26 protein-coding genes are annotated in these 24,737 nt (G+C 37.9%); 7 read left to right on the forward strand and 19 right to left on the reverse strand.

Annotation, left to right across the window (positions count from 1 at the left end; genetic code table 11):
* Positions 1–15: 15 nt before the first annotated feature.
* From ACFI34_RS01845 to ACFI34_RS01860, 4 genes are all read right to left on the reverse strand, one after another.
* Positions 16–1,404, reverse strand: a complete 1,389-nt coding sequence (locus tag ACFI34_RS01845) for a bifunctional DNA primase/polymerase (RefSeq protein ID WP_058549640.1) — start codon at positions 1,402–1,404, stop codon at positions 16–18.
* A gap of 62 nt (positions 1,405–1,466) precedes the next feature.
* On the reverse strand, positions 1,467–1,703 hold the full coding sequence (locus ACFI34_RS01850; protein ID WP_058549639.1) for a MerR family transcriptional regulator: 237 nt from the start codon (positions 1,701–1,703) through the stop codon (positions 1,467–1,469).
* A gap of 294 nt (positions 1,704–1,997) precedes the next feature.
* Positions 1,998–2,366: a hypothetical protein gene (locus ACFI34_RS01855; protein ID WP_058549638.1), complete on the reverse strand. Its 369-nt coding sequence runs from the start codon at positions 2,364–2,366 to the stop codon at positions 1,998–2,000.
* Positions 2,367–2,454: 88 nt separating this feature from the next.
* Complete coding sequence (locus ACFI34_RS01860; protein WP_058549637.1) at positions 2,455–2,646, reverse strand: hypothetical protein; 192 nt, start codon at positions 2,644–2,646, stop codon at positions 2,455–2,457.
* A gap of 92 nt (positions 2,647–2,738) precedes the next feature.
* On the opposite strand from ACFI34_RS01860, the gene ACFI34_RS01865 reads away from it, so the two are divergent.
* A complete protein-coding gene (locus ACFI34_RS01865; protein ID WP_096793372.1) occupies positions 2,739–3,014 on the forward strand; it encodes a helix-turn-helix domain-containing protein in 276 nt (91 codons plus the stop codon).
* 57 nt (positions 3,015–3,071) lie between these two features.
* Positions 3,072–3,224 (forward strand): hypothetical protein, encoded by a 153-nt coding sequence (locus tag ACFI34_RS01870; protein WP_165722308.1) that lies wholly within the window; start codon positions 3,072–3,074, stop codon positions 3,222–3,224.
* Here the strand turns inward: ACFI34_RS01870 and ACFI34_RS01875 are convergent.
* The gene (locus tag ACFI34_RS01875; RefSeq protein WP_342876515.1) at positions 3,217–3,831 is read right to left on the reverse strand and encodes a Fic/DOC family protein; all 615 of its coding nucleotides are present in this window, start codon (positions 3,829–3,831) and stop codon (positions 3,217–3,219) included. The genes ACFI34_RS01870 and ACFI34_RS01875 overlap by 8 nt on opposite strands.
* A gap of 562 nt (positions 3,832–4,393) precedes the next feature.
* Here ACFI34_RS01875 and ACFI34_RS01880 point away from each other — a divergent pair.
* Both ACFI34_RS01880 and ACFI34_RS01885 read left to right on the forward strand, forming a co-directional pair.
* On the forward strand, positions 4,394–4,615 hold the full coding sequence (locus ACFI34_RS01880) for a hypothetical protein (RefSeq protein WP_008136222.1): 222 nt from the start codon (positions 4,394–4,396) through the stop codon (positions 4,613–4,615).
* A complete protein-coding gene (locus tag ACFI34_RS01885; RefSeq protein ID WP_342876514.1) occupies positions 4,608–5,489 on the forward strand; it encodes a site-specific integrase in 882 nt (293 codons plus the stop codon). Before ACFI34_RS01880 ends, ACFI34_RS01885 begins: the two co-directional genes overlap by 8 nt.
* Positions 5,490–6,061: 572 nt before the next feature.
* Here the strand turns inward: ACFI34_RS01885 and ACFI34_RS01890 are convergent.
* The 4 genes from ACFI34_RS01890 to ACFI34_RS01905 form a co-directional block, all read right to left on the reverse strand.
* Entirely contained in the window at positions 6,062–6,580 is a 519-nt protein-coding gene (locus ACFI34_RS01890; RefSeq protein WP_342876513.1) for a hypothetical protein, read from the reverse strand.
* A complete protein-coding gene (locus ACFI34_RS01895) occupies positions 6,564–6,902 on the reverse strand; it encodes an STAS-like domain-containing protein (RefSeq protein ID WP_342876512.1) in 339 nt (112 codons plus the stop codon). The genes ACFI34_RS01890 and ACFI34_RS01895 overlap by 17 nt, the downstream gene beginning before the upstream one ends.
* Positions 6,874–8,013: a hypothetical protein gene (locus tag ACFI34_RS01900; RefSeq protein ID WP_342876511.1), complete on the reverse strand. Its 1,140-nt coding sequence runs from the start codon at positions 8,011–8,013 to the stop codon at positions 6,874–6,876. The genes ACFI34_RS01895 and ACFI34_RS01900 overlap by 29 nt, the downstream gene beginning before the upstream one ends.
* 111 nt (positions 8,014–8,124) lie before the next feature.
* Positions 8,125–9,402, reverse strand: coding sequence for a tyrosine-type recombinase/integrase (locus tag ACFI34_RS01905; RefSeq protein ID WP_462672186.1), 1,278 nt, complete (start codon positions 9,400–9,402; stop codon positions 8,125–8,127).
* Positions 9,403–10,119: 717 nt separating this feature from the next.
* On the opposite strand from ACFI34_RS01905, the gene ACFI34_RS01910 reads away from it, so the two are divergent.
* Positions 10,120–10,704 (forward strand): hypothetical protein, encoded by a 585-nt coding sequence (locus ACFI34_RS01910; RefSeq protein WP_462672187.1) that lies wholly within the window; start codon positions 10,120–10,122, stop codon positions 10,702–10,704.
* A gap of 164 nt (positions 10,705–10,868) precedes the next feature.
* Here the strand turns inward: ACFI34_RS01910 and ACFI34_RS01915 are convergent, their stop codons facing one another.
* Positions 10,869–11,117: a hypothetical protein gene (locus ACFI34_RS01915; RefSeq protein WP_277054641.1), complete on the reverse strand. Its 249-nt coding sequence runs from the start codon at positions 11,115–11,117 to the stop codon at positions 10,869–10,871.
* A gap of 105 nt (positions 11,118–11,222) precedes the next feature.
* Complete coding sequence (locus ACFI34_RS01920; RefSeq protein ID WP_462672188.1) at positions 11,223–12,860, reverse strand: type 1 glutamine amidotransferase family protein; 1,638 nt, start codon at positions 12,858–12,860, stop codon at positions 11,223–11,225.
* Between the two features lie 239 nt (positions 12,861–13,099).
* Between ACFI34_RS01920 and ACFI34_RS01925 the strand changes: the two genes are divergently transcribed.
* Positions 13,100–14,017, forward strand: coding sequence for a M14 family metallopeptidase (locus tag ACFI34_RS01925; protein WP_462672189.1), 918 nt, complete (start codon positions 13,100–13,102; stop codon positions 14,015–14,017).
* A gap of 86 nt (positions 14,018–14,103) precedes the next feature.
* Positions 14,104–14,535 carry a hypothetical protein gene (locus ACFI34_RS01930; RefSeq protein WP_410900524.1) on the forward strand — a complete coding sequence of 144 codons (432 nt, stop codon included), beginning with the start codon at positions 14,104–14,106 and terminating at the stop codon, positions 14,533–14,535.
* Positions 14,536–14,563: 28 nt separating this feature from the next.
* On the opposite strand, the gene ccoG is transcribed toward ACFI34_RS01930, so the two are convergent.
* The 8 genes from ccoG to ACFI34_RS01970 all read right to left on the reverse strand — a co-directional run bounded on the left by ccoG (position 14,564) and on the right by ACFI34_RS01970 (position 24,576).
* Positions 14,564–15,943 carry a cytochrome c oxidase accessory protein CcoG gene (ccoG, locus tag ACFI34_RS01935; RefSeq protein WP_462672190.1) on the reverse strand — a complete coding sequence of 460 codons (1,380 nt, stop codon included), beginning with the start codon at positions 15,941–15,943 and terminating at the stop codon, positions 14,564–14,566.
* 151 nt (positions 15,944–16,094) lie between these two features.
* On the reverse strand, positions 16,095–17,507 hold the full coding sequence (locus ACFI34_RS01940; protein ID WP_462672191.1) for a sigma-54 interaction domain-containing protein: 1,413 nt from the start codon (positions 17,505–17,507) through the stop codon (positions 16,095–16,097).
* 87 nt (positions 17,508–17,594) lie between these two features.
* Positions 17,595–18,899 (reverse strand): ABC1 kinase family protein, encoded by a 1,305-nt coding sequence (locus tag ACFI34_RS01945; RefSeq protein WP_462672192.1) that lies wholly within the window; start codon positions 18,897–18,899, stop codon positions 17,595–17,597.
* Positions 18,900–18,980: 81 nt separating this feature from the next.
* Complete coding sequence (locus ACFI34_RS01950; protein WP_033025795.1) at positions 18,981–19,535, reverse strand: DUF1439 domain-containing protein; 555 nt, start codon at positions 19,533–19,535, stop codon at positions 18,981–18,983.
* 87 nt (positions 19,536–19,622) lie between these two features.
* Positions 19,623–22,304, reverse strand: a complete 2,682-nt coding sequence (locus ACFI34_RS01955) for a DUF349 domain-containing protein (protein WP_462672193.1) — start codon at positions 22,302–22,304, stop codon at positions 19,623–19,625.
* Positions 22,294–22,575 (reverse strand): YeaC family protein, encoded by a 282-nt coding sequence (locus tag ACFI34_RS01960; protein ID WP_006794492.1) that lies wholly within the window; start codon positions 22,573–22,575, stop codon positions 22,294–22,296. The genes ACFI34_RS01955 and ACFI34_RS01960 overlap by 11 nt, the downstream gene beginning before the upstream one ends.
* A gap of 1 nt (position 22,576) precedes the next feature.
* Entirely contained in the window at positions 22,577–22,903 is a 327-nt protein-coding gene (locus ACFI34_RS01965; RefSeq protein ID WP_008132029.1) for a hypothetical protein, read from the reverse strand.
* Between the two features lie 170 nt (positions 22,904–23,073).
* A complete protein-coding gene (locus ACFI34_RS01970) occupies positions 23,074–24,576 on the reverse strand; it encodes an alanine/glycine:cation symporter family protein (protein WP_305401824.1) in 1,503 nt (500 codons plus the stop codon).
* Positions 24,577–24,737 lie beyond the last annotated feature (161 nt).

Raw genomic sequence — 24,737 nt, forward strand, 5'->3', positions numbered from 1 at the left:
AAGTGCCCTGTCACATTATGTTATCCAATATCTTTTAACTGTTCTTAAACTAAGATTAGTAAAAAGTGCAACAGCCTGTTGAGTTGGTTTGTTGCCCGTTTCTTTGGTTATTTTTTTAACAGTTTTTTTAACAAGCTGCTGCGAATTACTTCGCTTTTTAATCGCAGTGTCTGTAGCTGCTTTTTTCTGCCTCTCCTTAATTTCATCGCTTGATAACTTCACTTTTGACTTAACATTTAAGTATTCAGGGCAAAAGCCGAACAAGTCTTCCAGGTAATCAGCTAGAGTCTCTTTTCTGTACTTATAGTGTGTTGTTTTTGCTGTTCTAGTTAAACTAACAAGCTCTTCTAATGATAAACCAATTAGTTCATCATTTATTTTTGTTAGCTTTTCAAATGCGGTGTTTTTATTCAGATGTTGAAACGCAACAAACAGGATAAACGCTGTTTTATCTCGCTTACCCTTTGGCACCCCACCCTGCTTATAAAAGTGGTTTTGAATACTGTTAATACATTTTAGCCACCATTCTTTAATGCTATGACCGTAGCGTTGGTGACCTGGTTGCTTTGGTTGCTTTGGTTGCTTTGGTTGCTTTGCTATCTTATCTCTGGGGCTTGAAGCTAAACTAGTTTTGAATTCTAGTTGTGATTTCTCTATATCCTTCCGTAAATGACATAGATCTAAACACATCAACAGTTCATCAAATGTATATTTAGTACCAGAGCCAAAATACCTGGCATGCAATCCTGTTCTGCTGTGAACAGACCCTGGGACGCGCAAAAAGCCGCTAATTCTTTTTGTAGCCATAAGATCTATATGCCAAAAACTCTCTGACGTTCCAAAACTCTCAATTAGACTTTTAGCGATTTGTTGCCATATCAACTTGTTAATTGCGACTGCATCTACAGGATTGTAAATCCAATAAAGATGTATTCCACCTGAGCCAGAAAGGACATAGCCTGTTGGCGGCGGTAGCTTACTCAGTTTTAACCTATTGAATACTTCAGGAACAATTTTAGCCTCTGTCCTTCTAACATCAAATGGATCACATTTATGATTAAGATCAATTTCAATCCAATTCGCTGACAGTAGAGCAAGGTTGCTTTCCCTAGGCCAACTAAAAAATTCGTTTGGAGTGTAATAGCAGTCTACTGATTCACTTGTACTATACAATACTCCTCGAACAAACTTACTAGTGTCCCGTCTAAAAGCTCGAAAATCGGTTAAGCTTTTTGATTTACTGTTCCCAAGTAAATGAATAAATTTTTTAGACTTATGGCATTTACTTAGTAACCCTCGAACATATTTAGGTGTCTTAAATTCAATTAGAGAATAAAACTGACTCGGATAGGCAATAGTATATTCTGGCCACTCGAATTGTGGCCTTATTTTAAAGGCAAGCATATAATATGAAAATGCAAAGTGCGTTTGGGGTGTCGCCGGTCAAGCAGCCCCTTTCGCCTTCCTTACACCTCCACTCCTTCAAAGCGAGCAAGCCATTGCTCAACTGTTTCGCGTTTAAACAGGCGAACTCGTCCCAATTTAATAGAAGGTGGAGCTAAACGTTGAACTTGATAAAGGTTGGCATCTTTTCCAGACTCAATAGCCTTGCGCTGGGCGCTCAGACGATTATTAATTGTGCCTGTAGATAGGTGTAAAAGCTCTGACAGCTCTTTTACTGATAAGATCTCTGATGACTGCATATTCGCTCTCCAATACGTAAATTAGAGCAAAGAGATGCCACATTGCTCTGTGAGCCGTGGACTTGCTAGTACATATAATTAATATATGCGTACCCTAGTAACCTCTTTTCTACGTATTGAAAGCAGCCCCGAACATTGGGCGCCTGTTTTTTATTAACTTTACTATGTTCTGTGGTAAATCTTTTTATCTCTTTGCATTATAAGTAAGCATAATGACTATGCTTAAGATGAATTTAAATGAGATATAATGATAAATCAAGTGAACTTGAGGAATTAAATTGCTCTAAGGCTCTGCTAATGAATTACCGAGCGCTGGATTTTTAAACTATCACTGCAATCATCACAAAGCATAAGCATCCACTTAAACACTGATTGAACATGTGCCTCAGGGTAGTAATTATCAAACTTCTTCACTTTTTCTGATCGATTATAAAACGATGAAAAAGACTCTAGTTGTATATCCCAAACCTCTGATTGCTCGTTACTATAATCGTAAAACATGAAGTCTAAGGTAAGTAACTCACTAAGTACTTGTGCTTCATTAAGCTTACTTAGGTTATTTCTAATCGATAATAACTTATCACGGCTATTATCCTGACCTTGCAGTCTGATAAATAAAAAATCAATCGCGGGTAAAAATGAATAAACGTTAAAATTAATCATAAAAAACTACGCAGCTTTTCAACTGCGTAGCCTGTATTTTGTGTAAAAACCCACTTAACAATTGCACTTAACAAAGCAACTGTCAAAACTATTTGTAGAACTCACCACGACTATGAACGTCACGCGCTTCTTGCTCTGTGTAGCTATCACCACAATGATCGACATTTCCTGTTCCATCATTGTATTCATCAATGAACTTATCTTGCTCAGACTTATCATCAACATCCAGCAAAATATCAACCGTCACGGCTCCTATAAACTTAACTGCTTTCCACAACATTTGCTTCACCCGCCTCTATCTAAGTATTCCTTAGTATCGTGAATGCATTAAAGCTAAGAAACTCTTAGTTTTCAAGTTAAGAATTAAATATAATGAAAACGAATGATGGTTCACCGTTTCCAAAACGGCTAAAAGAGGCAAGACTAGCAAAAGGACTTTCGCAAAAAAAACTAGGAATACTGGCGGGAATGGATCAGTTTGCGGCTTCGCCTAGAATGAATCAGTACGAAAAAGGCGTTCACTCACCCGACTTTCAAACAGTGCGGGCACTAGCTAAAGTATTAGAAGTGCCAACAGCATTTTTTTACTGCGAAGAAGATAATTTAGCCGCTATAATTCTTAATCATAAATCTTATAACGTTAATTGATAACATAAGGCTCTAGGTGTAGAATTAAATGTAGATGATTTATTCGAGGTGGTAATAATGAGTAAAGATAAGAAAAAAATCACAAAAAGTATGATTTTGAGATCTGTTGCTAGTTCAACTGCCATTGAAACTGGCGCAACAGTAAAAACAATAGAAAAAAGGTTAAAAGCAAATAAACTTAAATATGAGTCTCTTTCACTCGCTATTTAATTATACCTCTCACGAGCTTTTCAATGTGTTGGTAATCTCTGTTTACACCCGCTTGAATTGACTTAATGTAAAAATCCTTATACTCATCCCATAAGCTATAATCAAGCGTTCCTTTTCCAGCTTTGCTACACAAAAAATCCATTAACAGACGGCTTACCCTGCCGTTACCCTCACGAAATGGATGAATTAGAATAAACTCAACATGGCTCTGAGCTAAAAATGACACAAGCTCTTCATCGGTCATTTCTGGTAAGTTATTAAATCGAGATAAATACTCATCTTCAAATACGCTAATATGCCTTTCAATTTGCAGAGGTGACATAAACTGAAATCCACCTTTGCCCATATCAACGCTTCTTATTTTACCTGCCCACTCGTATACATTACCTAGCCATTGTCTGTGCCAATTAGCAACATTTTGAAAAGAAAAAACGTCATCTTCTGGCTCTGGCGTTGTAAATATTTTTTCATATAGTTTAACTAAAAGAATAGCCTCAACATCATCCACCTCTGCTGCATCAACAATCGCTAACTTGTTCGCTAAAACTAGTTTTTCAGATCCTAGTTGATATTGCGCTTCAATAGAATCAGTTTCGTATTTAGTCATTTAATTACGCCAGTAAAATGATTAGTGTAAAAGTGCTTAACAACCAATGCAAGTAACCTTGGTGTAATAAACTTGTCAATTTATGCTGTTGTTGAGTAATTAATTTAAAACCAATTTTAATAGAGGCATCATGAGCAATAGCCTCTCTTTAAACATTGGGGCTTCGCCCCTGTCCCCCGCTATGTCGAAGCCGAAAATCGGCTTACACATAGCGGGGGACAACACATTCATACTCTTATACGCAGGTTTTATTTGCAGATTGAAAAATATTTCTAAAGTGGTAATCTTATTGTTACTGAAGCTCTAACGAGCCAGAAAAAAACAGGCGCTATTCTGCTGCCTTCAACACGTAGTAACGAGGTAAATACTATCTTTTCAAAGGTAGTAACCAACCAAAAACGGCGCACTCCAGCTGCTGACAACACGTAGAAATGAGGTTAATTATCAGGCGAGATCAGTCCGAGCCTTTCGCATATGCGAAAAACAGGGGCGAATAGGCTTAAGTGCCGCTGAGCTTTATTGCCAGTCAATCTTACAACCTTAATACGACTGGAGTCATACCATGAAATTCGATGCCCTAATCGAAGTCCAAAAACTAAAATTTGAAAGTAAGTTAATCGCAGGAAGCCGTAAAAAAACATCTAAGCTTGATAAACATAAATTCGAGCTAATAGAAATTTACAAGCAAGGGTCAAACATTGTCGAGCTTCAGCGCTGGCTAAAGCGTAAAGGTATCAATGCTCATTGGTCAACAATTCAAAGATGGATTAAAAAACATGGCTAAATTTGCGAAACCAAAAACTCAAGCACACAATGTCATAAAAGGGCTTACAAAAAGTAAGCTTATAAAGTCTCTTGGAACTGCCAGAAACTACGAGCAATCACTTAACACCGTTGCCTCTTGGGCTAAAGATATTGGCATAAACGGTATTCAGGCAATGACCATCGATCAAGCACTCAATTATTTAGATTACCGTAAAGAAATAGTGGGTCAAAAGTCACTGGATATGGAGCGCCAAGCTATACAAGCAATGATGAGGCTAAACGGCAAACTTAAAGATAAGCAAACCCTCCCCGTTATTAAATCAATTAATCAGCAAATTCTTAAATCACGCGCCTACACCACAGAGCAAGCACAAATAATAAGTAAGCACCAAACATCTAAATATTCATTATCAACACAAATAGCACTCTCTTCGGGGCTTCGTGCGCATGAATTATTGACCATAGCCAAAGTTGAAGAGCGCAAAGCAGATAAACGGCCAGCTTTTGATTCAAAGTGGTCTGGTAGAAACGGTGTGCTATATACCGTGACAGGCAAAGGAGGCTTAACACGCGAAGTACTAATACCTCACGATTTATCAGCTAAATTAGAACTTCGTAAATTTAAACAACCGGTCACCGTTGTTGACAGAAAAATAAACTACTTACAGCGCTACGATATAGGAGGCGGTAAAAAGTGGTCTGATTCATTTAATAAAGCATCAAACCGTACTCTTTCATTTTCCAATGGCGCTCACGGCCTAAGGCATAGCTACGCACAAGAAAGGCTATTAGAGCTGATACTCAACCAATATCCATATCAAATAGCATTAGAAACCGTTTCGCAAGAAATGGGACATTTTAGGCCAGAAATCACTGAGGTATATTTACGTTAGATTAAAGCTACCGTGAAGATAGCTTTAATTTCAAGTCTTATCTATTTCTTTGAAGATTTACTAGGTTTTAATCCTGGGGTGTTCCCCGGAGTATTTTTGTTATCACGTCTACGTTTATCAGGTTTGCCAGTTGAATCAGCAATTGGTTTTGGTCCAGGTTTAAGAGCCATAATCGTTATCCTTTCAATTAAGAGGAAGTCCCTCAATTATGAGTATAGCTTTAAACAAAAATTTGGAGGTTGTTATTGATAAATAATTAATTTTTCATTAAATCGAAAAGGTACAATTTTGAATGAAACCTAAAAGTAACGTGTTAGGGGTGCGTTGACTTAAAAAATTTCAAAACTTAATTTGGCGCACTGAGATTAGGAAATTTCAATTAAAGTATCAATTGTACATCTTAAACGCCCTACTCTTTTCAACAGGCGCACACGAAAAGTAGGTACGGCTATGCTCAAGAAAAATTATTTAGCTTAATGCGTTAGGTCTTAAATATGAAAGGGCTTTAGAAAAGGTTTACCTTCTTATAGCTCGGGCTATTGGACTATATTCTAACCAAACATCACATTAGACTAAGTTAGGCCAAAAAAAATTGCTTTATATAAAAAAAGAATTAACCCCGTCATTGCTAAACACTTTAAGTCATAATTATAGGAAGAATAAAACCTTTTCAAAGGGGCTTTATTAATAAGCTCAAAATACTTACTTTCTAACTCCACCGTTTGAGTGTGAATGATTTCAATTATGCGAGGAATTTCAAGCTTTAGTTCCTCGTAAGTATTAGCTTCCAAATCGCGAATTTTTGATAATTCGCGCATGTCAATTATAGAGATATTCATATATTTGTTCAGCATCATGCACGATAGCTCAGCAATAGTAACTTTAGTCGCTAACTCATCTTCAAAGTATTCAAACTCATAATCTTTATCAATTTCTTTTAGCCACTTGTAGACCTTTTCTAACTCTTTAGCAGCCTTGTCTTTAAGCCTATTTGATTCCGTTTTTTTCAAGGTTCTAATATGAACGATTATAACAATCAACCAGCTAACGAAGCTGGCTATTATTGTCCAATTATTAACTAATCCGTTCATTTTCAGCCGCTTCAAGTCTTTCTTTAATCAGTTCCTCAACACTCTTAAGTAAATCATGCTTATAAGTAAGCTTTTCATTTAATTCAGTTAAGGTAAAGTTTTCAGAACGAATTAGACCTCCAAAGGTTTCGTCTATAAACGACCGACCGTATCGATTATATCCAGTAAGGTCTACCATTACCTTTTCATTTTCTAATAAGGCAGGTACTAATATATCTTCTCTATAAGCTTCGCCACACCACTCATAACGATCTCGTGACCTAAATTTTGGTTTAGCGTGCCATTTAACTACACTAAGAGTTATCATGTTTTGATTTGTCATCAATTTTTATATTCCATTGAATCAAAGTTCCAGGAAAAAAACGTGGTAATTTTTTTATATCAGGCTCAATTTCTCCTGATTTATTGTCAGCTGTTTTAAGCTGCATGAGTCTGTACACTGCATTATTACTTACAATCCATAGACGTCCATTGCTATTTTCTTTGACTAAAGATTTAATACTTTTTGAACCCTGTCCACGACCTTGTGCCATAGTACCAGAGACATCACCAGACATTGCTAAGTTTAACAAGTGGATATCATTAAGACTAACGCTAGCCAGCCGGAGTATAGTACTAATAATACTTTCACCACCTTTTTGTTTGGCTACAATATTACTATATATGTCCGGATATGCACTTTTTAAAGCTTTAGGTAACCATTTATGACCTAAAATAGATTTCGGCATACCAATACCTTTATCATAAATAGTCAAAAATAATTGCCCTGCAATTACCTCTGTAAACATCCACCAAGTCCGATTTTCATTTGCTTCATCAGGGTATGCATGATTGCCAACATTTTCTACAGCTTCTATTATTGCGCTGCCGAGAACTTGCTCCTGCTCAGGTTCCATTTTATTTTTATAAATCTTAAATTTAATAAAATCTATAACCTCTTCAGTATACTCCTCATTAACTCCTTTAAGCACAGGTAGGCGATGATAATTTACTATATCCGCTGCGTTATTGTGACTCTCATTCCCTATTTTTCTTATTCCAGTGGCATTGATTAGTCTATTTACACTTTTTTCCTTACTCAAACGGATTTTGCAAGTTAGGTTTTTTTCGCTTATTAGGTCATCAACAGCCGCAAAAAGAAAAACCATCGCAGCAACTTTGGTATCCTTTGTATTGTAGAAGTCCAAAGTGAAGTCTGACTTAATATTCTTTTTCAAACGTTCTACAAATTTTACTGTCTCAATAAAATTATGTTCATCATCGTAACCATAAACATTTAAGACACTTGGTACTGAAATAATAACTCTCCCACTCCCTGGACTTTTTGTACCTTTTGGTCGATTGTAAACCTTGCCTTGCCTAGCTAGTTGCTTTTCAAATCTTTTTTTACCAACTTGAGTTTGGCTTCTATATCTCTCAATAGTTTTCTGCAATTAGATCTTTCCTTAAATGCCTTTTGCATTTTTTTAACAGCATTTTCTGAAGTAGTTATCTCTTAATTGATAAAAACAAATCCCAACTTTATCAAACAACTAAGGTATATTCTAAGTATATAATTCATGAGGTAGTTTGAATAGTTTTTCAGCCCATTTACATAAAACTTCTCTGCGCTTGTCCATATACTCTTGCATATTATAAACGCCCTGCACTCCTTGTAATTGGTGATTCAGTATTTTTTCAATCACTATTGGGTCAGCTCCAATACCAGCATCCCCCAAGCGCGTTGCAACTGTTCTTCTTAAATCGTGAGGCACAAACTTAGGTACTCCAAGTTCCTCTAGTTTACGGCTGATAGAACGTGATAGTGAATGCCTATCAATTGGCTGTTCGCCTGGGCCTGATTTATTAGTTGTTGTGCTCGGGAACACATACTTAGAATTGAGATAGCCAAATGCTGCGCGCAACTCATCAAGTAAAATAACCATATTTTGAGTAATCGGTACTTTATGAGTTCTTTCGCCATTTTTATTTTGCTTCACGCGCTCGGCTGGGATTGTCCATATCATTTTATCAAAATCAAATTCTTGCCACTGTGCACCTGTAACCTCTATTGGCCGACAACCTGTTAAAGTTATACACTTTAGTGCGTAAATAACTTGCTGGCTTATACCTAGCTTTGGCAGGCGGTCAAATACTTGAATAACTTCGTCAAACTCTAGTGCTCTGGTTCGCGACTTTTCAAGGCCACCCACGCTTTTCTTTTTAACTGTGCTTATCGGGTTACCTTGGATTAAATCTCGCTCAACACCAAAGTTAAACATTTGCTTAAGGATAGATAGCGTTTTATTCGCCTGCGTTTTAGCGCCTCTATCAGTTATTGGATCAAGCACTTTTTTAAAAATTTCGCGGCGAGTTATTTCTTTAAGTTTATAATTACCAATAAATGGCAGAATGTCTTTATCAAACATTCTAATAACTGGGTCTACATCTTTTCGGTTGGCTTTAATGTCTCTTTCAATAAACTCATTCGCAAGTACTGCGATTGTCGGTGAGGTGATTTCTTGCTTTTCAATTAGTGCTGCTTTCTTTTTTTGTAAAAAAACATCAATACCGCGCGACACATCACCAATATATTGCTTAGCAAGCTGCCTAGCCTCACTAACTGTTATTACCGATGAATTACCTAAGGCTAGCCTCCTTTCTTTCGAACCTCGGCCTCCTAGGCGGTAATACAGATAATATACTTGTGAACGTTTTCCATCTTTATTTGGTTTTCCAAGATTTAAATAAAAACCAGAGATCTCAGTGTCATTGATTTTGGTAATTTCCAAAGGGGTATTTTTGAGTATAGATTCAGTTAATTTTACTTTGATTGACGCCATTTTTCGCACACCTAGAGTTAAGTCAAAAATTTTGTCGCACACTTATCGCACGAGCTGATTTGAGCTCACTAAACTTCACGTTCATTCACTAGGTATAATTTAAAAGCTTAATCCTTTCAATAGCAATAACTTACAATTACTTTGAATACTTCACTGTAGAACACTTTTAGCCACTTTTGTACACGATAAAGCACAGGTGATTTTTATGGGGTGGCAGGGGTCGAGAGTTCGAATCTCTCCATACCGACCAATAAACCCCTCCTGTTTCTATAATTAACCTTCAAAAAAGTATTAATCTGAAAAATAAATTTACTTAGAGATTACTTAAACCATTAGTTCTATGGCTGTTCATTGCGCCTAAAAAATAGTATTTTTCAATTGGTCCTTACTTAGTATGCAGCAATATCTTAAAACTATGCTTTCGTGTGGACATTTCACCAGGTGCTGTTTACTAACTTAATAAAACAACAAAGTAACAAAACCCTTTTTAGTTTTTAAGATCACATGAAGGCGCTAAATATGCTTTTAGTATATTGCTATTTGCTTAGGCATAATCTTGATAACAATGTAACAAGCGCGACTAACGATGCGTACTTAATTTACAGAAAATCCCAACAAAACTTTTCATTATAGTAAAGAAAACAAATAAACCTGCACACTTATTGAGCATTTTATTTAATTAACATATGATAGGGTTTTATTTTTACGGTGTTGGGCATGGACTTTTCAGCAGAAGAATTAAACTTTATCTCCGACTTATTTAAGCCAGAAGATCAGGAAGTAAAGCCAAATCATAAGCTTACTTTACAAAGCAGTGTACCCGCAGGCATTGCGCACCTACTAAGCAACGCAAGTTTAACACTATTAGCAAAAGTTGCGCATTATCAATTATGGTTTCCGCTTGATTTAAAAATAGATCCCTCTGGGGTTATTAACCCTGTATTAAGTGCGCCTGAAGTCATTGATACTAAAGGCACACAGCGAAGTTGGCGTTGGAGCCAACTCAATATAAAGAGTGAGGGTTTTTATATTGAGTCTATATCTAGCACAGGGATATTTTTAAAACCTCTAAAAGATAACAGCCGACTGGGTAATATGAAAAACGTGCAGTTTACATTACCAAACGAAGAGTGTATTTCAATTGATATAGAGCCTATTAGGCAAAATAAATCAGGAATGGCTGCAAAAATTACACGTATAATTACCGGAAAAGAGCAGTTAAGAACTTACCTATTTGAAGAGCATAAACGCCAATACTCGGCATTATATGAAAATGGTCAATTAGTTAACGAAATACGTTAATATGCGAGTTATGCGAGTTATGCGAGTTATGCGGTAAAGCCTTCATTTATTTTGCCTAAATAGGTTCCTTACCTTTTATATTTCTTAGCCTTGCTTGATGTTTTAACTCATTTTAATTTTTGCAAAAAAAAAGCGCTAAATAGTGCTTGTTGATTTATATGTAATTAGTGTTTGGGCTTTACACCGTTGCGAACCATATCTTGACCATTAGTAAATACATCTTCGGTGATACCGCGGGCCAATAATAACTGCTGTTTATCATCAAATACGGCAATAAAACGGGTGCCGTCTGAGTTTTTAGTGGCCATACCAACGCCAGATACCCCTTTTAACCCATAGCCGCCGCTTTCAACTTCCAGTAAAAAAGCCTCTAAGTCAGCTAAATTGTCGATTACATCACTTTCGTTATTCATGTTAAAACTCTTTCTATCTCTCTTTGCTTTGAGCAAAGTGGTTATACGTTATATCGGTTATTCTATAGAGCTGGTACTTAAAATCCAAATATTTAAGACTCAGACTTAAAACGATTCGACCACCAGCGATAAATTACTCACAGCGCAGCCAAACTGTTTGGTGCTTATTCGGTCGTAGCGTGTATCAGCATTTGCGTTCAAGCTAATTAAGAACTCATCTTGCTGAGCAACTGCGCTTTGCTCTTGGGCAAGGCACATGGCTTGGGTTAAAGAGCGTAATTTTGCATCCGTTAATATGCTCCCAAAACGCTGAACTGGTAAAGGCGGTATTTTTATTGAGGGCAATGTTTTTCCCAATGTGCGCTCGCTCAAAGTAAATGAGTTATTGTTCACATCAATCACACTACCAGAAGGCCAATAAGAATAGCGGTATTTCTGAGGCTTTGAGTTTATCTTTTGCTCAGGGGGATGCACAGCAATGTTTGTTGCCTCGGGAGTTATATGGACCACACCATTTTCACCTACTACCGTCATTAAATTACCTTCTGGCGATTTTACGACGACCAAGGCGGTATTCTCGTCTACACCAAAACCATACTGTGATGTAGCTTTACCGTTGCTTAAAGTGTCAATCATCATGGCCAATTTAAAAGTTTGGTTTTGCTCACTAAAGTACGTACTTAACACACCATAATTAAACGTTGCTAAGCCCTTTTTAGTGGTCAGGGTTTCCCCTTTTAGTACATTTGTACTCGTTACGTTTTTATTTGTAATTAAGCTATTACCTTGTATGGCGCTCCCCTCACCTATTCCCACTATAACCGGGCTTGTAATAAGTGAATTTGTCCATGGATAAGGCTCATTTTCATCATTAAATAAAACGCTATGCAATAACGCAATATCGCCGCTATGAAACATAACGCCGGTACTGTTTTTTATTAATGTGGTTAATGCAACTACTCCACTTTTACACAAGCCGTATTCGGTTTGAGTTTGCGAAGGATAAATTGACTCTCGGTTATACACTTTCATAGCGCTGTTTCTAAGTGAAGGCAGTTGATCACAGCGACCGGTGGATATTGCCTTTGCAAGTGCAGGCGTTAATGCAAGCCACTTGGTACTTATTTGTGACTCTGCTAAAAGGGATGTTGCCGCTTCAGCATACGCGTATGGATCGCGACGCGCTGCAGTAATAACAAGCATGGTCGGTTTAGCGCTATTTACTTTTAGGCTACCGGTAATAAATTGTAAAATATCATTATTTTTATAGCGTGAAGTATTAATTGCTTTGCTATTTATTTTTTTATCATTTTTACTTTCTGACACTTCGAGCATATCAAGCACATAATTGTATTCATGCTCCGATAAGCTTTCTAATTGCAAATTATCTACGTCACGCCACTGCCACAGTAAATTTTGCTTTGACACATGCTTAGGTCCATTCTTTTGTAATTGTTTTAGCACGTCTAGTGTCGCATCTTTATTAGAAAGGGTACTGGTTGGCCAATTTTTTGCTATGAGCTTTAATTTATTAATAGTAGGTGAGTATAATTTTTGGGTTATATTTTCAACCTTCTCGCTCCTAGTACACGAACTTTCAGCGCACATTTGTGGCTCTGATCCTAATAAGACTAATGTTTGGCTTTGTTGTTGCGCGGCTAAATTAACCGAAAATACAGTACTTATTAGTGTAAAAATCGCTGTTAATAGCATGTATTTATTAAATAAAATTTGGTTGCTCATAGTAACGGTCTTAAAAGTGGCAAAATGCGCTGCAAGCTTATCAGTTTAGTGGCTTGGGCTAAATTCCTCGTTTACATAGCTAACGGTGTATTTCATTCACTTTTCTTTATTACAGCTTTGGATTATTTTTTAGGAAGTAACTCAATTATGTCTATATGCCGCATTAACTTGCAGGCTATTTTAGTCAGCGTTAAGCTAGCGCTTTATTTCATTAAATATTGATATACCAAGGCTTTATAATGACTGACAGCACATACCCAATTGGCACACCCGGTACTAAATGGAACGACGACGATAAAGCTCAATGGCTTGCGAGCCAAGTTATAAAGCGTAGTTACCAAGATGAAGTGTTAACGTTAATTAACGAGCTTAAAGGCACATTAACGGTTGAGCAATATGGTGAGCTTAATTACAACGATGGCTGTTATCCATTATATGCCCTGCAAACACCTAATTTTGATGATACCAAACCAACGGCTTTAATTACCGGTGGCGTGCATGGCTACGAAACCAGTGGTGTACATGGCGCGCTTAGATTTGCAAAAACCTCTGCTTTAAATCATTCAAAACACTTTAATATAATTATTACTCCCTGTATTAGCCCTTGGGGGTATGAAACAATTAACCGCTGGAACCCAAGCGCAATAGATCCTAACCGCTCCTTTTACGAAAATAGCCCATCACACGAGTCTGCCGCTGTTATGGCCTATGTAAAATCATTAAATATTGATCTACTAGCACACATTGATTTACACGAGACAACAGACTCCGATAACAGTGAATTCAGGCCAGCGCTTGCAGCACGAGAAGGCACAACTAATACAAACTGGAATATTCCTGATGGGTTTTACTTAGTTGCTGACAGTACAAAGCCAGAGCCAGAATTTCAAAAAGTGATTATTGAGGGCGTTGCAAAGGTTACGCATATTGCACTAAGCGATGAAAACAATGCATTAATTGGCGTACCGCAGGAACAATTTGGCGTTATAAATTACGCAGCACGTAAATTAGGTTTATGTATGGGCTTTACTGATGCTCCTTTTGTAACAACAACAGAGGTTTACCCAGATAGCCCTTCAGCTAACAGTGAACAATGTATATTAGCGCAAGTCGCTGTTATCGATAGTGCTTTAAATTATTTACGAAATGAAGGCTAAATTACTAGTTGCTATGTTTAGCATAAGTGTGGTTTATTAAACGTAGTAACAAATTTGTAATATAAAATAGAGAAATAGCCTTGCAAGTGGATAAAAATAAGCATTATGACTTTTCATTAAAAAATGACTATGGCGACGTTAATTTTTATGTAGATAACAACATAATTGTTGCTGATTTTTCAGGTAACATCGATACCGATATTCTAAGTGTTTTTGGTGAAAAGCTTATTAGTACTACTGCACAATTTAATGGCAACCCTTGGGGCTATATTAGCGACTCACGAAAAGTATTAGCAGCGACGCCTGAAGCCGAGTTATTGCTCACTAAAATTGGCAAAAAAATGCAAGCTGCAAATTGCTATATCAGCGCGTATGTAATGACATCGGCCATTGCAATCAGCCAAATGAAACGGGTTTTAAATAGCGTTGGCAGAGACGGAACTAAATGTATATTTAGTGAGGTTGAAAGTGCCAAACAATACGTTATTAAGCACCTTAAAAACAGCCAAGCGGATTAATCACTTAATCAACTTGGCGTTTAATTACTTAGTTTTTATAAAACTGACTGTCTTTGGTGATGGTAATACTCGCATCTTCCTGTGCAGTAACTACAAACTTTAATTTGCTTACTTTTTGTTTAATATCGTAACCATCAGCGGTAACCGTAACCGGTATTTTTTTCATTAAACCAGGTTGTACGAGTGTTGCCTTTGGACTTTTAAGCGTTGCCCCAGGTAATCCTTCAATAGCGATGGTGTAGTGCATTGATTGCTGTGTTTTGTTAATAATGGTTAGTGTGTATGGGTTTTCAACTAAGCCCTCGTAATTTACTCTGTAGAGTGCGTTTCTATCACGAAGCACTGAGGCCTCTATGGGTGTACGCTGCATCATCCATGCAAACATCGATAGGATAAGTAAGGCAGTTAACGTGCCATAGCCAACAAGCTTTAATCTAAATGGGTTAGTTTTTTTACCTTCCATTTGTTTTTCACTCGCGTATTTAATTAAGCCTTTGTCGTAGCCAAACTTATTCATTGTGTCATCGCAGGCATCTATACATAAACCACAGTTTATGCACTCATATTGCAAGCCATTTCTTATATCAATACCCGCAGGGCATACTTCCACACATAAATTACAATCTACGCAATCACCTAAGTTTAATGACTTTGGATCAGCTTTACGCTTTCGTGGTCCACGGTTTTCTCCTCGTTCAGCATCATAAGTAACAACTAAGGTATCTTTATCAAACATCACTGACTGAAAACGAGAATACGGGCATGCAATGGTGCACATTTTTTCTCTTAAAAAACCAGCATTACCGTACGTACACCCAGCAAAAAAAAGTACCCAAAATGTGGTAATGCCAGACCAATCAAACGTAAGCATGCCTAGGTATAAATTTTTAGCCGGAATAAAATACGCCATAAATGAGGTCGCTGTTAAAACAGAAATCACTATCCACGCGCTGTGTTTAGCTATTTTTTTACGCCACGTGCTAAATGTCCATTTTGACTTATCTAATTTAATGCGCTGATTGCGTGTACCTTCTATTCGTTGCTCAACCCATGTAAACATCAACATCCATATTGTTTGCGGGCACGTGTAACCGCACCAAACTCGGCCAAGCCAATTAGTAACAAAAAATAACGCAAAGGCTCCCACCATAAAAAGCATGGCTAAAATCATAAAGTCTTGAGGAAGAAGTGTTAATCCAAAAATAGTAAAGGTTTGTGTTGCGACATCTAACAGTACAGCCTGCTGACCGTTATATTGAATCCATGGAATGGCGATAAACGTTAACATTAGCAACCAGCCTAAATTACGGCGTATACGTTGAAAAAAGCCTTTTTGCTCGCGAATATAAATTGGCCCTGAGTTATAGGGCTTAATGATCATGTCTTGCTCTTTAATATCAAACTTCATGTTACTTACTTAATTATGACGGATGTTGTTTAAGTATTTGCAACTTTCAGACCAAACTGAAACTTCATTTAATCTATTGATATTAAATAACTTTATAATTCACACGCTTTTTATAATCGTGATATATAACGAAAACCGTTATATATCGCGATTATTTATTAATTCCTAGCTTTCTCATTTTTGAGCGAAGTGTACTTTCAGGTAACCCTAATTTTATTGCAGCACCTTTATTCCCCGAAATTTGCCCATTACACAGTGTTAAAACACGGCTTATATGCAGCCTTTGCGCCTCATCGAGAGTAAGAGACTCGTCAACATTTTGCGTAGTGTCACCATTGAGTGGTTGATTAAGCTGTAGTACAGGTTGTTTAGATAAGATTGCTTCTCGCTCTAATACATTTTGCAGCTCTCTTATGTTACCAGGCCAATCGTAGGCTTGAAGCTTAGTAACGGCTTTTTTACTTAACCCTTTTAACTGTTTCCCTAAGCGTTTATTTAATTGCTGTATTAAGTTGCTGCATAAGTAAGGAATATCTTCTTTTCGCTCTCTAAGAGCGGGGACTTTAATAGGAAATACATTAAGCCGATAATATAAATCTATTCTAAAACTGCCCTTTTGCACCATTTGCCACAAATCTCGGTTTGTAGCCGCTATAACTCGAATGTTAACGTTTAAGGTTTGACTACCGCCTACTCGTTCAAACTCTTGCTCTTGCAGTACTCTGAGTAGCTTACTTTGTGATTCTAGAGGTAATTCGGCTATTTCATCTAAAAAAAGTGTGCCTTTATCGGCCAGTTCAAATCGGCCTTTACGACGTTCGTTAGCCCCAGTAAAAGCGCCTTTCTCATGCCCAAACAACTCAGATTCCAATAAACTTGGTGTAAAAGCAGCGCAATTTACTTTAATAAAAGGGTGTTTGCTACGGGTGCTTAGTCTGTATAAGTTACGGGCTACTAGCTCTTTACCTGTGCCATTTTCTCCCAGAATAAGCACGGTAGTGTCGGTTTCACTGACTAGTTTTATTTGCTCCAGCATATTTTGAAACACGTGACTTTGCCCTACAAGTCCAGAATCTTGCCAGTCCTGATTTAACTCTGCTATTAAATAGCTATTCTCGTCTTTTAACTGCTCACTCAGCTGCTTTATTTTTTTAAGTGCGTTTTGTAAATCATTTTGGGTTTCTTGCTGCTGCGATATATCACGAAATATAGCAACGGCACCAATAAGTTGATTTTCTCGATACACTGGAGTGGATGTGTATTCAACAGCAAACGAGCTACCGTCTTTGCGCCAAAACACTTCATTGTTTACTTCACGGCGTTTACCATCAAACATGGTACAGTAAATTTGACACTCATCTGCAGGGTAAGGCGTGCCATCGGCACGAGTATGGTGATGATATTGGTGTATTTTTTTTCCTAGTAGCTCCTCAGCCTTCCACCCTGTCATGCGCTCTGCTGCTGGGTTCACAAATACAGCGTTTCCAGACAAGTCGAATCCGTAAATTCCCTCACCCACGGCATTAAGTAATAACTCTGGATCGTTTAAAAATTGTTTTATCATAACTACGCCTCGCGAAATATCACGAGTATTATGACAATTTTAACACATTACTGCACCAGTAACTTTATATCGATATTAGCTCAGCATTTATGCGAAATGACTAAAAAGTGCACGCACATCAATTTTTGCCTCCAAACGAGCAGCTATTAAATACAAACCGGCTAGTTTTCGGTGTATAAACAACGCATCGACTGGTGGAGTGTGCCACTGCTGTGATTGGGCACTAAGTGCAAGCCCAGCATTCTTAATTTTAAGTGCTAACTCACTATGTTTAAAATCAAATTCACCATCATGCCTGAGCGGTTCGCACGCCATTAAGAACAAGTCAATTACGTTATTTTTATAGTTATCCATAATGTCATCTTTAAAATAACCAATTTGCAATGCTGCTTTTAATACGCCCTCTCGGCTATTATCGCTACCTGCTTTAAATAGTGCCAAATACGCTGAACTCAACTCAGTCGATATTTCTCGCGTTGCACCAAAATCAAATAAAACGATTTTTTGTGTCTCTGTTTGATAATGAAAATTAGCAAAGTTAGGATCCGTTTGAATGAGTTTAAATTCAAACATTTCTTTAAAAAATAAATTAATAAGCTGCTCAGCAACAAAACTTCGCTGGCTTTGTGGCAGCTCTGTGATGCTCTCTATGGGTTCAGCATTCACATATTCCATTGTAAGCACTTGCTGCGTACTGTGCGAAGTGTAAACATTAGGCACCTTAAAATAAGTATTGCCGTTGAGTGAATTTTTGTAACGTATTAAATAATCTGCTTCTCGCAGATAATCTGCTTCTGCAAGTAATTGTGCCTTAGCCTCATTTACAAGGGGTTTAATATCGAGGTCTTTAGGTAATAGGCGAGATAGGGTTAACAGCGTAATCACGTTGTCTACGTCGCTCTCAACACTCTTTGCAATACCCGGATACTGAACTTTAACTGCGAGCTTATCGCCATTTTCTTGATACGCTAAATGCACTTGCCCAATAGAAGCCGCTGCAAAAGGTCTGAGTTCAATATGAGAAAAACGAGAAAGCCAGTCGTCTCCCCATTGTTCTTTTAAAACTTCAACCAGCTGCTTATGCGGCATTGGATTTGCGTCAGAGCGCAACAAGGCGAGTAATTGGGCAAGCTCAGGACTGAGCAAATCACCAGCATCCATAGATAGAAGCTGGCCTAATTTCATTGCTGCGCCGCGTAAGTGGGAGAGCTGCACAGCAAGTTTTTCAATATTTTTAGGCTGCAGAAGTAAGCGTTTGTTATCCCACCCCTTACCTGTTAGTGCACTTTTAGCGCCATCAACCAGCATATTACCCGCAACGCCTGTTGCTAATGAGCCTAATTTTGCAAAACGAGAAAGTCGCGATGTGGGCACGTTACGCGGTGCTGCCATAATATAATGAACCTAATTAGCTTATAGTTAGGTTATTTAATACGATTAATTAAGGCAGGCCGATCTGATTAGCCTGGTTATTTATAATCTAGGAACCAGTTTAATTGCACCTTGCGATACTTTCATATCGAGTGGTAATTTGCTCAATAGCATCATTTTAGGATCGTTCATGTTTAACGTATATACAGGGTTGTTAGCCAAAAAGGTATTGATTACACCCATTGCTTGATCGTCAAGCGCGCCAATGTTGCCTCTAAAGCCACCAGCATCAACGCTTGAGCCCAGTAGTTTAATATTACGCAAAAACACTGCTTTTTTCTCGCTATCGTAGAATGGGCTGCCCTCTATTTGAAGCTTTAAACGAATTGGGTACTTAAGTGCAAAAGCGTTGATCTCTGCGCTAGAGTCAGCGCCAAGTAAAACAACATCACGATTATCTGGCCCTATATCAACACTTAAATCATTAACGTTAAGCTGAACAGGTAATCCCATTAGCTTTACTTTTTCGCTTAACTTTGGCAACTCCTTAGCTAATACGCTTTCTACTTCAGCATTTGTAAATGAATATACCGATACACCTTGCGTGCTATTACAGGCAGTTAAAAAAAGCGTAGTAATAAGTAATAAAAATCTCATGGTAAATCCTTTGTTTGGTTGATACAAAAAGCCGCTTTTTAAGCGGCCTTTTAAAGTTTTAATCAACATTTAAAGTAATGTTAATGATTAAGCTGCAAGTGTCGTCTTTAATCGAGCTAGTGTGTCAGGTTCAACTGAACCGTTACTGAGCGCGAGCAACTGTTTTAAATAATAATTTAAATCAGCATGATCACCACGGTGTTTATCATCAAGCATAGCAACTTGCTCTGCCATTCTAAGTGATGCATTTGGCGAACTCACATTTGCTAAAATTTCCATACGCGTTACAAGTTGCTCTTCGTTAAGCGTTGTTTTTAGCGGTGCTTGATACTGAGCAGGTATTTCTTCATTATTTTGAAGCGCGTTAAGTAAAGCATCTAAGTTAGCCTGCTCTGATTTAGTGATAAGAAATGACACTTTTTCGTCTATGGCTTTAAGCAAAGTAGTCACTTTTGGCGCAAGCGTTCTGAATTGGGCATAACCCTTTACCTTCGTTTCTAGGTCATGAAGTTGCGCACGTTGTTCAACCGCCTCTAGTACCGCTTCTAATTCAGCAAGCTCTGCAGCGGCTTGCTTGTCTGACTCATTCTGTTCAAGCTTTTGTTGATCAAATTCAGTGCTGCGCTTACTAAATGCTTCATCGTTATATTGACGAAACTTTTGCCACAACGCATTTTCGGCTTTCAAGCCCGCAAAGCCAATTGTTTGCCATTGCTGCTGCATTTGCTTTAACGTCTGGCAAGCACTTGCTAAGTCGTCACTTTGTGATAACTGCTGTGCTTGTTCTACTAAATCATTTTTAAGCGCAGCATTACCTTTATGAAACGCATTTAATAAACCAAGCACTTGTTGTTGCTCATTTTTATAGCGATCATTTAATACTCGATATGTTTTAGGGTCAACTTTTCCTACACTGCGCCATGCTTTATTTAGCTTATTGTATTGGCTTTCAAACTGTTTCCAATCAAAGCCTTCTTCTTGAGTAGGCTCTGTGCTAAGCGCGTGCATATCGGTAATGATGCTTTCACGTTGCAATTTCGCTGCATCGCGATTTTTTTCTTGCTCGGCAAAGTAACTACGACAAGGTGCAAACAACAATTCAATATGTTCGTCAAACTGAACACCTTGTTGTTTTTCTTCATCTGTATCTAAACGGCCAAGCTCATTCCAACGTGTACGAAACATTTTTACTTGTTCTGCACGTTGTTGCGGGTCGGTACATTCTTGCTCAGTTAACGTGGCTACTTCTTCAAGTAACGCAACACGCTTTGGTGCAGCGGCGTATTTTTGCCAATCTTTTGCGTCAGCAAGCTGCTGCTCAAGCTCTGCTTTAATATTTTCAAGCGGTTGCTGGTAGCGTGCTGTTAATGTATTAAATAGCTCTTCAAAACCTTTAAATACACCAAATGCCACATTGAAGCGGCCTTCTTCAATTAAGCGCTTAACATCACGAGCTTTTCGCTTGGCTTGGCTTTGATTTTTTTCAAGCGGTTTAACTAACTCATTCATTGGTACTAAAAACTGCTTTTTATGCGCGTTTAACTCAGTTTTAAACTTGCCTTGCAGTGCGCTATCTAGCATAGCTATATGCCCACGCGCTTCTTTAAACGCTTGATTAAACGCTGACAGAATATCGTCATATTGCTCAATGCTTTGCGCTGGTTCAATTTTTTGTAAGGCGTTCAATGCCTCTTTATATTGAGCATTTACCGTTGTTAGTTCGGGTAATTTAGCCACTTGTGAAAATAAAGTCTCAAGCCTTGTGATTACCGCTTTAGACTGTGCGTTATTTTCAAGCTCAGTCTCTGTGATCGCTTGTTTTGCTTGGGCTACTTTAGCGTCAAGCCAATCTTGTTGAATTTGCTCTGGGGTTTCTAAACCTAATTGAAGCGCATTTTCAATTTCATCACTTAATGCTTCAAGCGTTGCTAATGCCAATAATTGACGCTGTTTTAATGCTAAACGTTGCTGTTCTTTATCGTGCTCAGCTTTAAGTTGCGCTATATGAGTATCAAGTTTGCTGGTAATAGCTATGTACTTTTCATCTAGCGATTTTATACGCTCTGCTGATAGCCATTTAAGCTCTAATGCTTGCCATTGAGCAATTAATTCAGCAGCTTGTGGGTTTACCAACGCAAAGTCTGTTTTTTCACGTAACGCATTAAGTTTTGCTAGAATAACGCGCGTTAAATTTTCAACTTCTTGTGGCATTTCTTTGGCCAGACGCTCATTTTCAATATGCGTATCAAGGGTGCTTTTCGCTTCCCCTTTAGCATGTTTAGCAAGTGGTTTGGTAAGCTGGTGGTTAATAACTAACTCCACTAGCTGCTTTTGTAGTTCTTCACTGCCTTCTTTAAAAGCTTTTTCTACTAATTTTGGGTTTGCTAAACGCTTAAGTAATTTAACGCGAACTTTTAGTTCTTTCTCTGCAAACGCTAGTTTTTCTAATGTTTTTACAGGTGCAAAGCGTTCTATATATTCACTTTTAATTTGCGGTGTTAGTGTGCTTTCACTGTTTAAAACCGCGTTAGATATTTGCTGCTCGGCTATATCCTTCAACGCTTGGTCTTGCTTATAGGCTTTCCACCACAGTGGTAAATCATTTACCTTTTGAAGCGCTTTTCGGCGTATTTCTGCAGAGCTGTCTTCTAATGCAAGTATATTTAAAATACTTGCATCTCGCTGCGTATCTAGCTTTTCAATTGCATCAAGACGTACCTGTTGCTTAGGGTGTTTCCATTTTGGCGTAAAAAGGTGCTTAAAGATCATGTTCACTAAACCTAGCTATTTCGTTGTCTGATTTGAATTCTTTTTGTAGTTGCGCTTTTGTCTTTTGGATCATTTCACCATTAGCACCAATCGTAAATTGCTCGTTCGATTGAGCCACCTTTGCTTGATACAACATAACCAACTGCACTGTTTGTTGCTTTTGCTCATCTGATAACACAGTGCCATCTGGCCATTTGCCAGTGGATGCACCATATTGCAGGCGTTCAAATAATTCTGGAGTAATATTTTCTACGAGTTTATCGATATTCATGTCATCTTTTCTTTTTAAGAGTCACTAAAATAATACGGTTAATAAGATACCAAATGCACCCTACGCCAATGGCGATGGTGTAAGCATACCACTCAAGGGTTTCTTTTTGCGGTTGTAAAAAATATAAACAGAAAAAACCACCCAAAAATAAAATAAGTGCTAGGAAAGAGTGATTTATAAACATCTGCTTTTTTTTAATTTGCTGTTCGCGCTGAAGTTGTTGAACCTGCTCGTCATTTAGTTCTGAAATGTTACTTTCGCAATGCGGACATTGCTTGTATTTATCTGAAATTGATTTTGCACATTTTGGGCAACGAATAATCGCCATACATCTCTCCATACTACGCATAAAAAAAGCGCCTTGCGGCGCCTTTATTGTACTTGTTTTATTTGTTGTTGTCTTTTTTGAATTTAAAGCAATAACAGATAATGTAACTTTCTTTTTATTGTTTTAAACCCATTTATCCAATCAAACTTGCAAGTACACTGTGTATTAAATTACTCAGGATTTTTAGATTGTTTTTCAAGGCGTTTTTCCCAGAAAGTAGCGTTTTTTATACCTAACTTAATTGGGTCAAAGGTAATTTTACCGCCTTTTTTCTTTTGCTCTTCGTAATCGCTTAAACATAACAGTGCCGGTTTTGCGACAAAGAAAATAGCTAAAATGCCTAAGATGTTGATCCACGCCATTAAGCCTACACCTATGTCACCAATGCTCCAAATATACCCAGAGCTATTAACCATTCCGTAAGCCACCATAAACATGATCACAAACTTCACAATAACCAGTGGAATACTTCCTTTAAAGTAACGATTTAAGTAAGCAATGTTTGTTTCTGCAATGAAGTAATAAGCTAAAATAGTAGTGAACGCAAAGAAGAATAACGCAATACCTACAAATGCCTCACCAAAACCGCCAAATACACTAAACAAAGCCATTTGCGTAAATGCTGCAGAGCCAACTTCAGTTGCTGCATCAACATTTTGTACAATAAATTGACCAGCTGGTAGCTCGCCAACAATGTTGTATTGTTGTGTTAACAAAATCATTAGTGCGGTTGCAGTACATACGAAGATGGTATCTACGTACACTGAAAAAGCCTGAACTAAACCTTGTTGCGCTGGGTGGTCTACTTCTGCCGCAGACGCTGCATGAGGACCTGTACCTTGACCCGCCTCATTTGAATATATTCCGCGTTTTACACCCCAGCCAATTGCAGCTCCAAATCCGGCTTGAGCTGTAAAGGCGTCGCTTATTATCATAGCAAAAATATCAGGCACTCTATCGATATGTAAAAACACAACGATTAAAGCAAGCACGATGTAGCCCAAAGCCATAAATGGCACAACAATTTGAGTAAAGTTGGCAATACGTTTTATACCACCAAAAATTATAAAGGCTAAAACAATAAGAATAATAGCCAGCGCAACTAGCTTAAAGCTGCCTACATCGCCAAAGCTGGTCGACACCATAGTACCGTCGCCAAATACTTGAGTAAATGCGTTACCTACCGCATTTGCTTGTACACCGGGTAGGAAAACACCACACGCAACAACCGCTGAAATAGCAAACAAGATAGCTAACCATTTTTGCTTTAAACAACGGTCAAAATAATACGCTGGACCACCACGATATTGACCGTTTTCTTCTTCTTTATAAATTTGACCAAGAGTTGATTCAGCGAAGGCTGTACTTGCACCTAAAAATGCAACAACCCACATCCAGAAAATAGCCCCTGGGCCACCAAAACCGATAGCAGCAGCAACACCTGCAATGTTACCAACACCGACTCGCCCCGATAGAGACACTGCAAGTGCTTGAAAAGAAGAAATACCTTTTTCAGACGTGTTAGGACTAAAAAGTAATTTACACATTTCTTTAAAATGTCTGACTTGGGCAAATCGAGTTAATACAGAATAAAACAAGCCCGCGCCAAGGCATAAGTAAATAAGGGCATTACTCCAAACAACATCATTAACAGCGCTTACAAAAGCTTCCATGGATATCCTCTATAGTTATATTTTTTATTATGAATTACGAGACTCTGTTTTAGCTACTCAGAATGCGCGACACAAAACGATTAAAAATCGGGCTTAAATATGCCTACCTTTAATTCGATTGTTATTTATATTAACTTAAGTGAGCTAACTTTGTTAACACT

This window comes from Pseudoalteromonas sp. PSi26 (genome assembly GCF_054960575.1).

What these genes read in the sequence shown, in the direction of transcription:
- ACFI34_RS01890 (WP_342876513.1), bottom strand. Translation starts at nt 6,580, where the DNA reads ATGAACGGATTAGTTAATAATTGGACAATAATAGCCAGCTTCGTTAGC.
- ACFI34_RS01875 (WP_342876515.1), bottom strand. Translation starts at nt 3,831, where the DNA reads ATGACTAAATACGAAACTGATTCTATTGAAGCGCAATATCAACTAGGA.
- ACFI34_RS01945 (WP_462672192.1), bottom strand. Translation starts at nt 18,899, where the DNA reads ATGGCAGCACCGCGTAACGTGCCCACATCGCGACTTTCTCGTTTTGCA.
- ACFI34_RS01955 (WP_462672193.1), bottom strand. Translation starts at nt 22,304, where the DNA reads ATGATCTTTAAGCACCTTTTTACGCCAAAATGGAAACACCCTAAGCAA.
- ACFI34_RS01920 (WP_462672188.1), bottom strand. Translation starts at nt 12,860, where the DNA reads ATGAGCAACCAAATTTTATTTAATAAATACATGCTATTAACAGCGATT.
- ACFI34_RS01895 (WP_342876512.1), bottom strand. Translation starts at nt 6,902, where the DNA reads ATGACAAATCAAAACATGATAACTCTTAGTGTAGTTAAATGGCACGCT.
- ACFI34_RS01950 (WP_033025795.1), bottom strand. Translation starts at nt 19,535, where the DNA reads ATGAGATTTTTATTACTTATTACTACGCTTTTTTTAACTGCCTGTAAT.
- ACFI34_RS01965 (WP_008132029.1), bottom strand. Translation starts at nt 22,903, where the DNA reads ATGGCGATTATTCGTTGCCCAAAATGTGCAAAATCAATTTCAGATAAA.
- ACFI34_RS01850 (WP_058549639.1), bottom strand. Translation starts at nt 1,703, where the DNA reads ATGCAGTCATCAGAGATCTTATCAGTAAAAGAGCTGTCAGAGCTTTTA.
- ACFI34_RS01885 (WP_342876514.1), top strand. Translation starts at nt 4,608, where the DNA reads ATGGCTAAATTTGCGAAACCAAAAACTCAAGCACACAATGTCATAAAA.
- ACFI34_RS01880 (WP_008136222.1), top strand. Translation starts at nt 4,394, where the DNA reads ATGAAATTCGATGCCCTAATCGAAGTCCAAAAACTAAAATTTGAAAGT.
- ACFI34_RS01925 (WP_462672189.1), top strand. Translation starts at nt 13,100, where the DNA reads ATGACTGACAGCACATACCCAATTGGCACACCCGGTACTAAATGGAAC.
- ACFI34_RS01910 (WP_462672187.1), top strand. Translation starts at nt 10,120, where the DNA reads ATGGACTTTTCAGCAGAAGAATTAAACTTTATCTCCGACTTATTTAAG.
- ACFI34_RS01870 (WP_165722308.1), top strand. Translation starts at nt 3,072, where the DNA reads ATGAGTAAAGATAAGAAAAAAATCACAAAAAGTATGATTTTGAGATCT.
- ACFI34_RS01855 (WP_058549638.1), bottom strand. Translation starts at nt 2,366, where the DNA reads ATGATTAATTTTAACGTTTATTCATTTTTACCCGCGATTGATTTTTTA.
- ACFI34_RS01915 (WP_277054641.1), bottom strand. Translation starts at nt 11,117, where the DNA reads ATGAATAACGAAAGTGATGTAATCGACAATTTAGCTGACTTAGAGGCT.
- ccoG (WP_462672190.1), bottom strand. Translation starts at nt 15,943, where the DNA reads ATGAAGTTTGATATTAAAGAGCAAGACATGATCATTAAGCCCTATAAC.
- ACFI34_RS01970 (WP_305401824.1), bottom strand. Translation starts at nt 24,576, where the DNA reads ATGGAAGCTTTTGTAAGCGCTGTTAATGATGTTGTTTGGAGTAATGCC.
- ACFI34_RS01940 (WP_462672191.1), bottom strand. Translation starts at nt 17,507, where the DNA reads ATGATAAAACAATTTTTAAACGATCCAGAGTTATTACTTAATGCCGTG.
- ACFI34_RS01905 (WP_462672186.1), bottom strand. Translation starts at nt 9,402, where the DNA reads ATGGCGTCAATCAAAGTAAAATTAACTGAATCTATACTCAAAAATACC.
- ACFI34_RS01960 (WP_006794492.1), bottom strand. Translation starts at nt 22,575, where the DNA reads ATGAATATCGATAAACTCGTAGAAAATATTACTCCAGAATTATTTGAA.
- ACFI34_RS01865 (WP_096793372.1), top strand. Translation starts at nt 2,739, where the DNA reads ATGAAAACGAATGATGGTTCACCGTTTCCAAAACGGCTAAAAGAGGCA.
- ACFI34_RS01845 (WP_058549640.1), bottom strand. Translation starts at nt 1,404, where the DNA reads ATGCTTGCCTTTAAAATAAGGCCACAATTCGAGTGGCCAGAATATACT.
- ACFI34_RS01860 (WP_058549637.1), bottom strand. Translation starts at nt 2,646, where the DNA reads ATGTTGTGGAAAGCAGTTAAGTTTATAGGAGCCGTGACGGTTGATATT.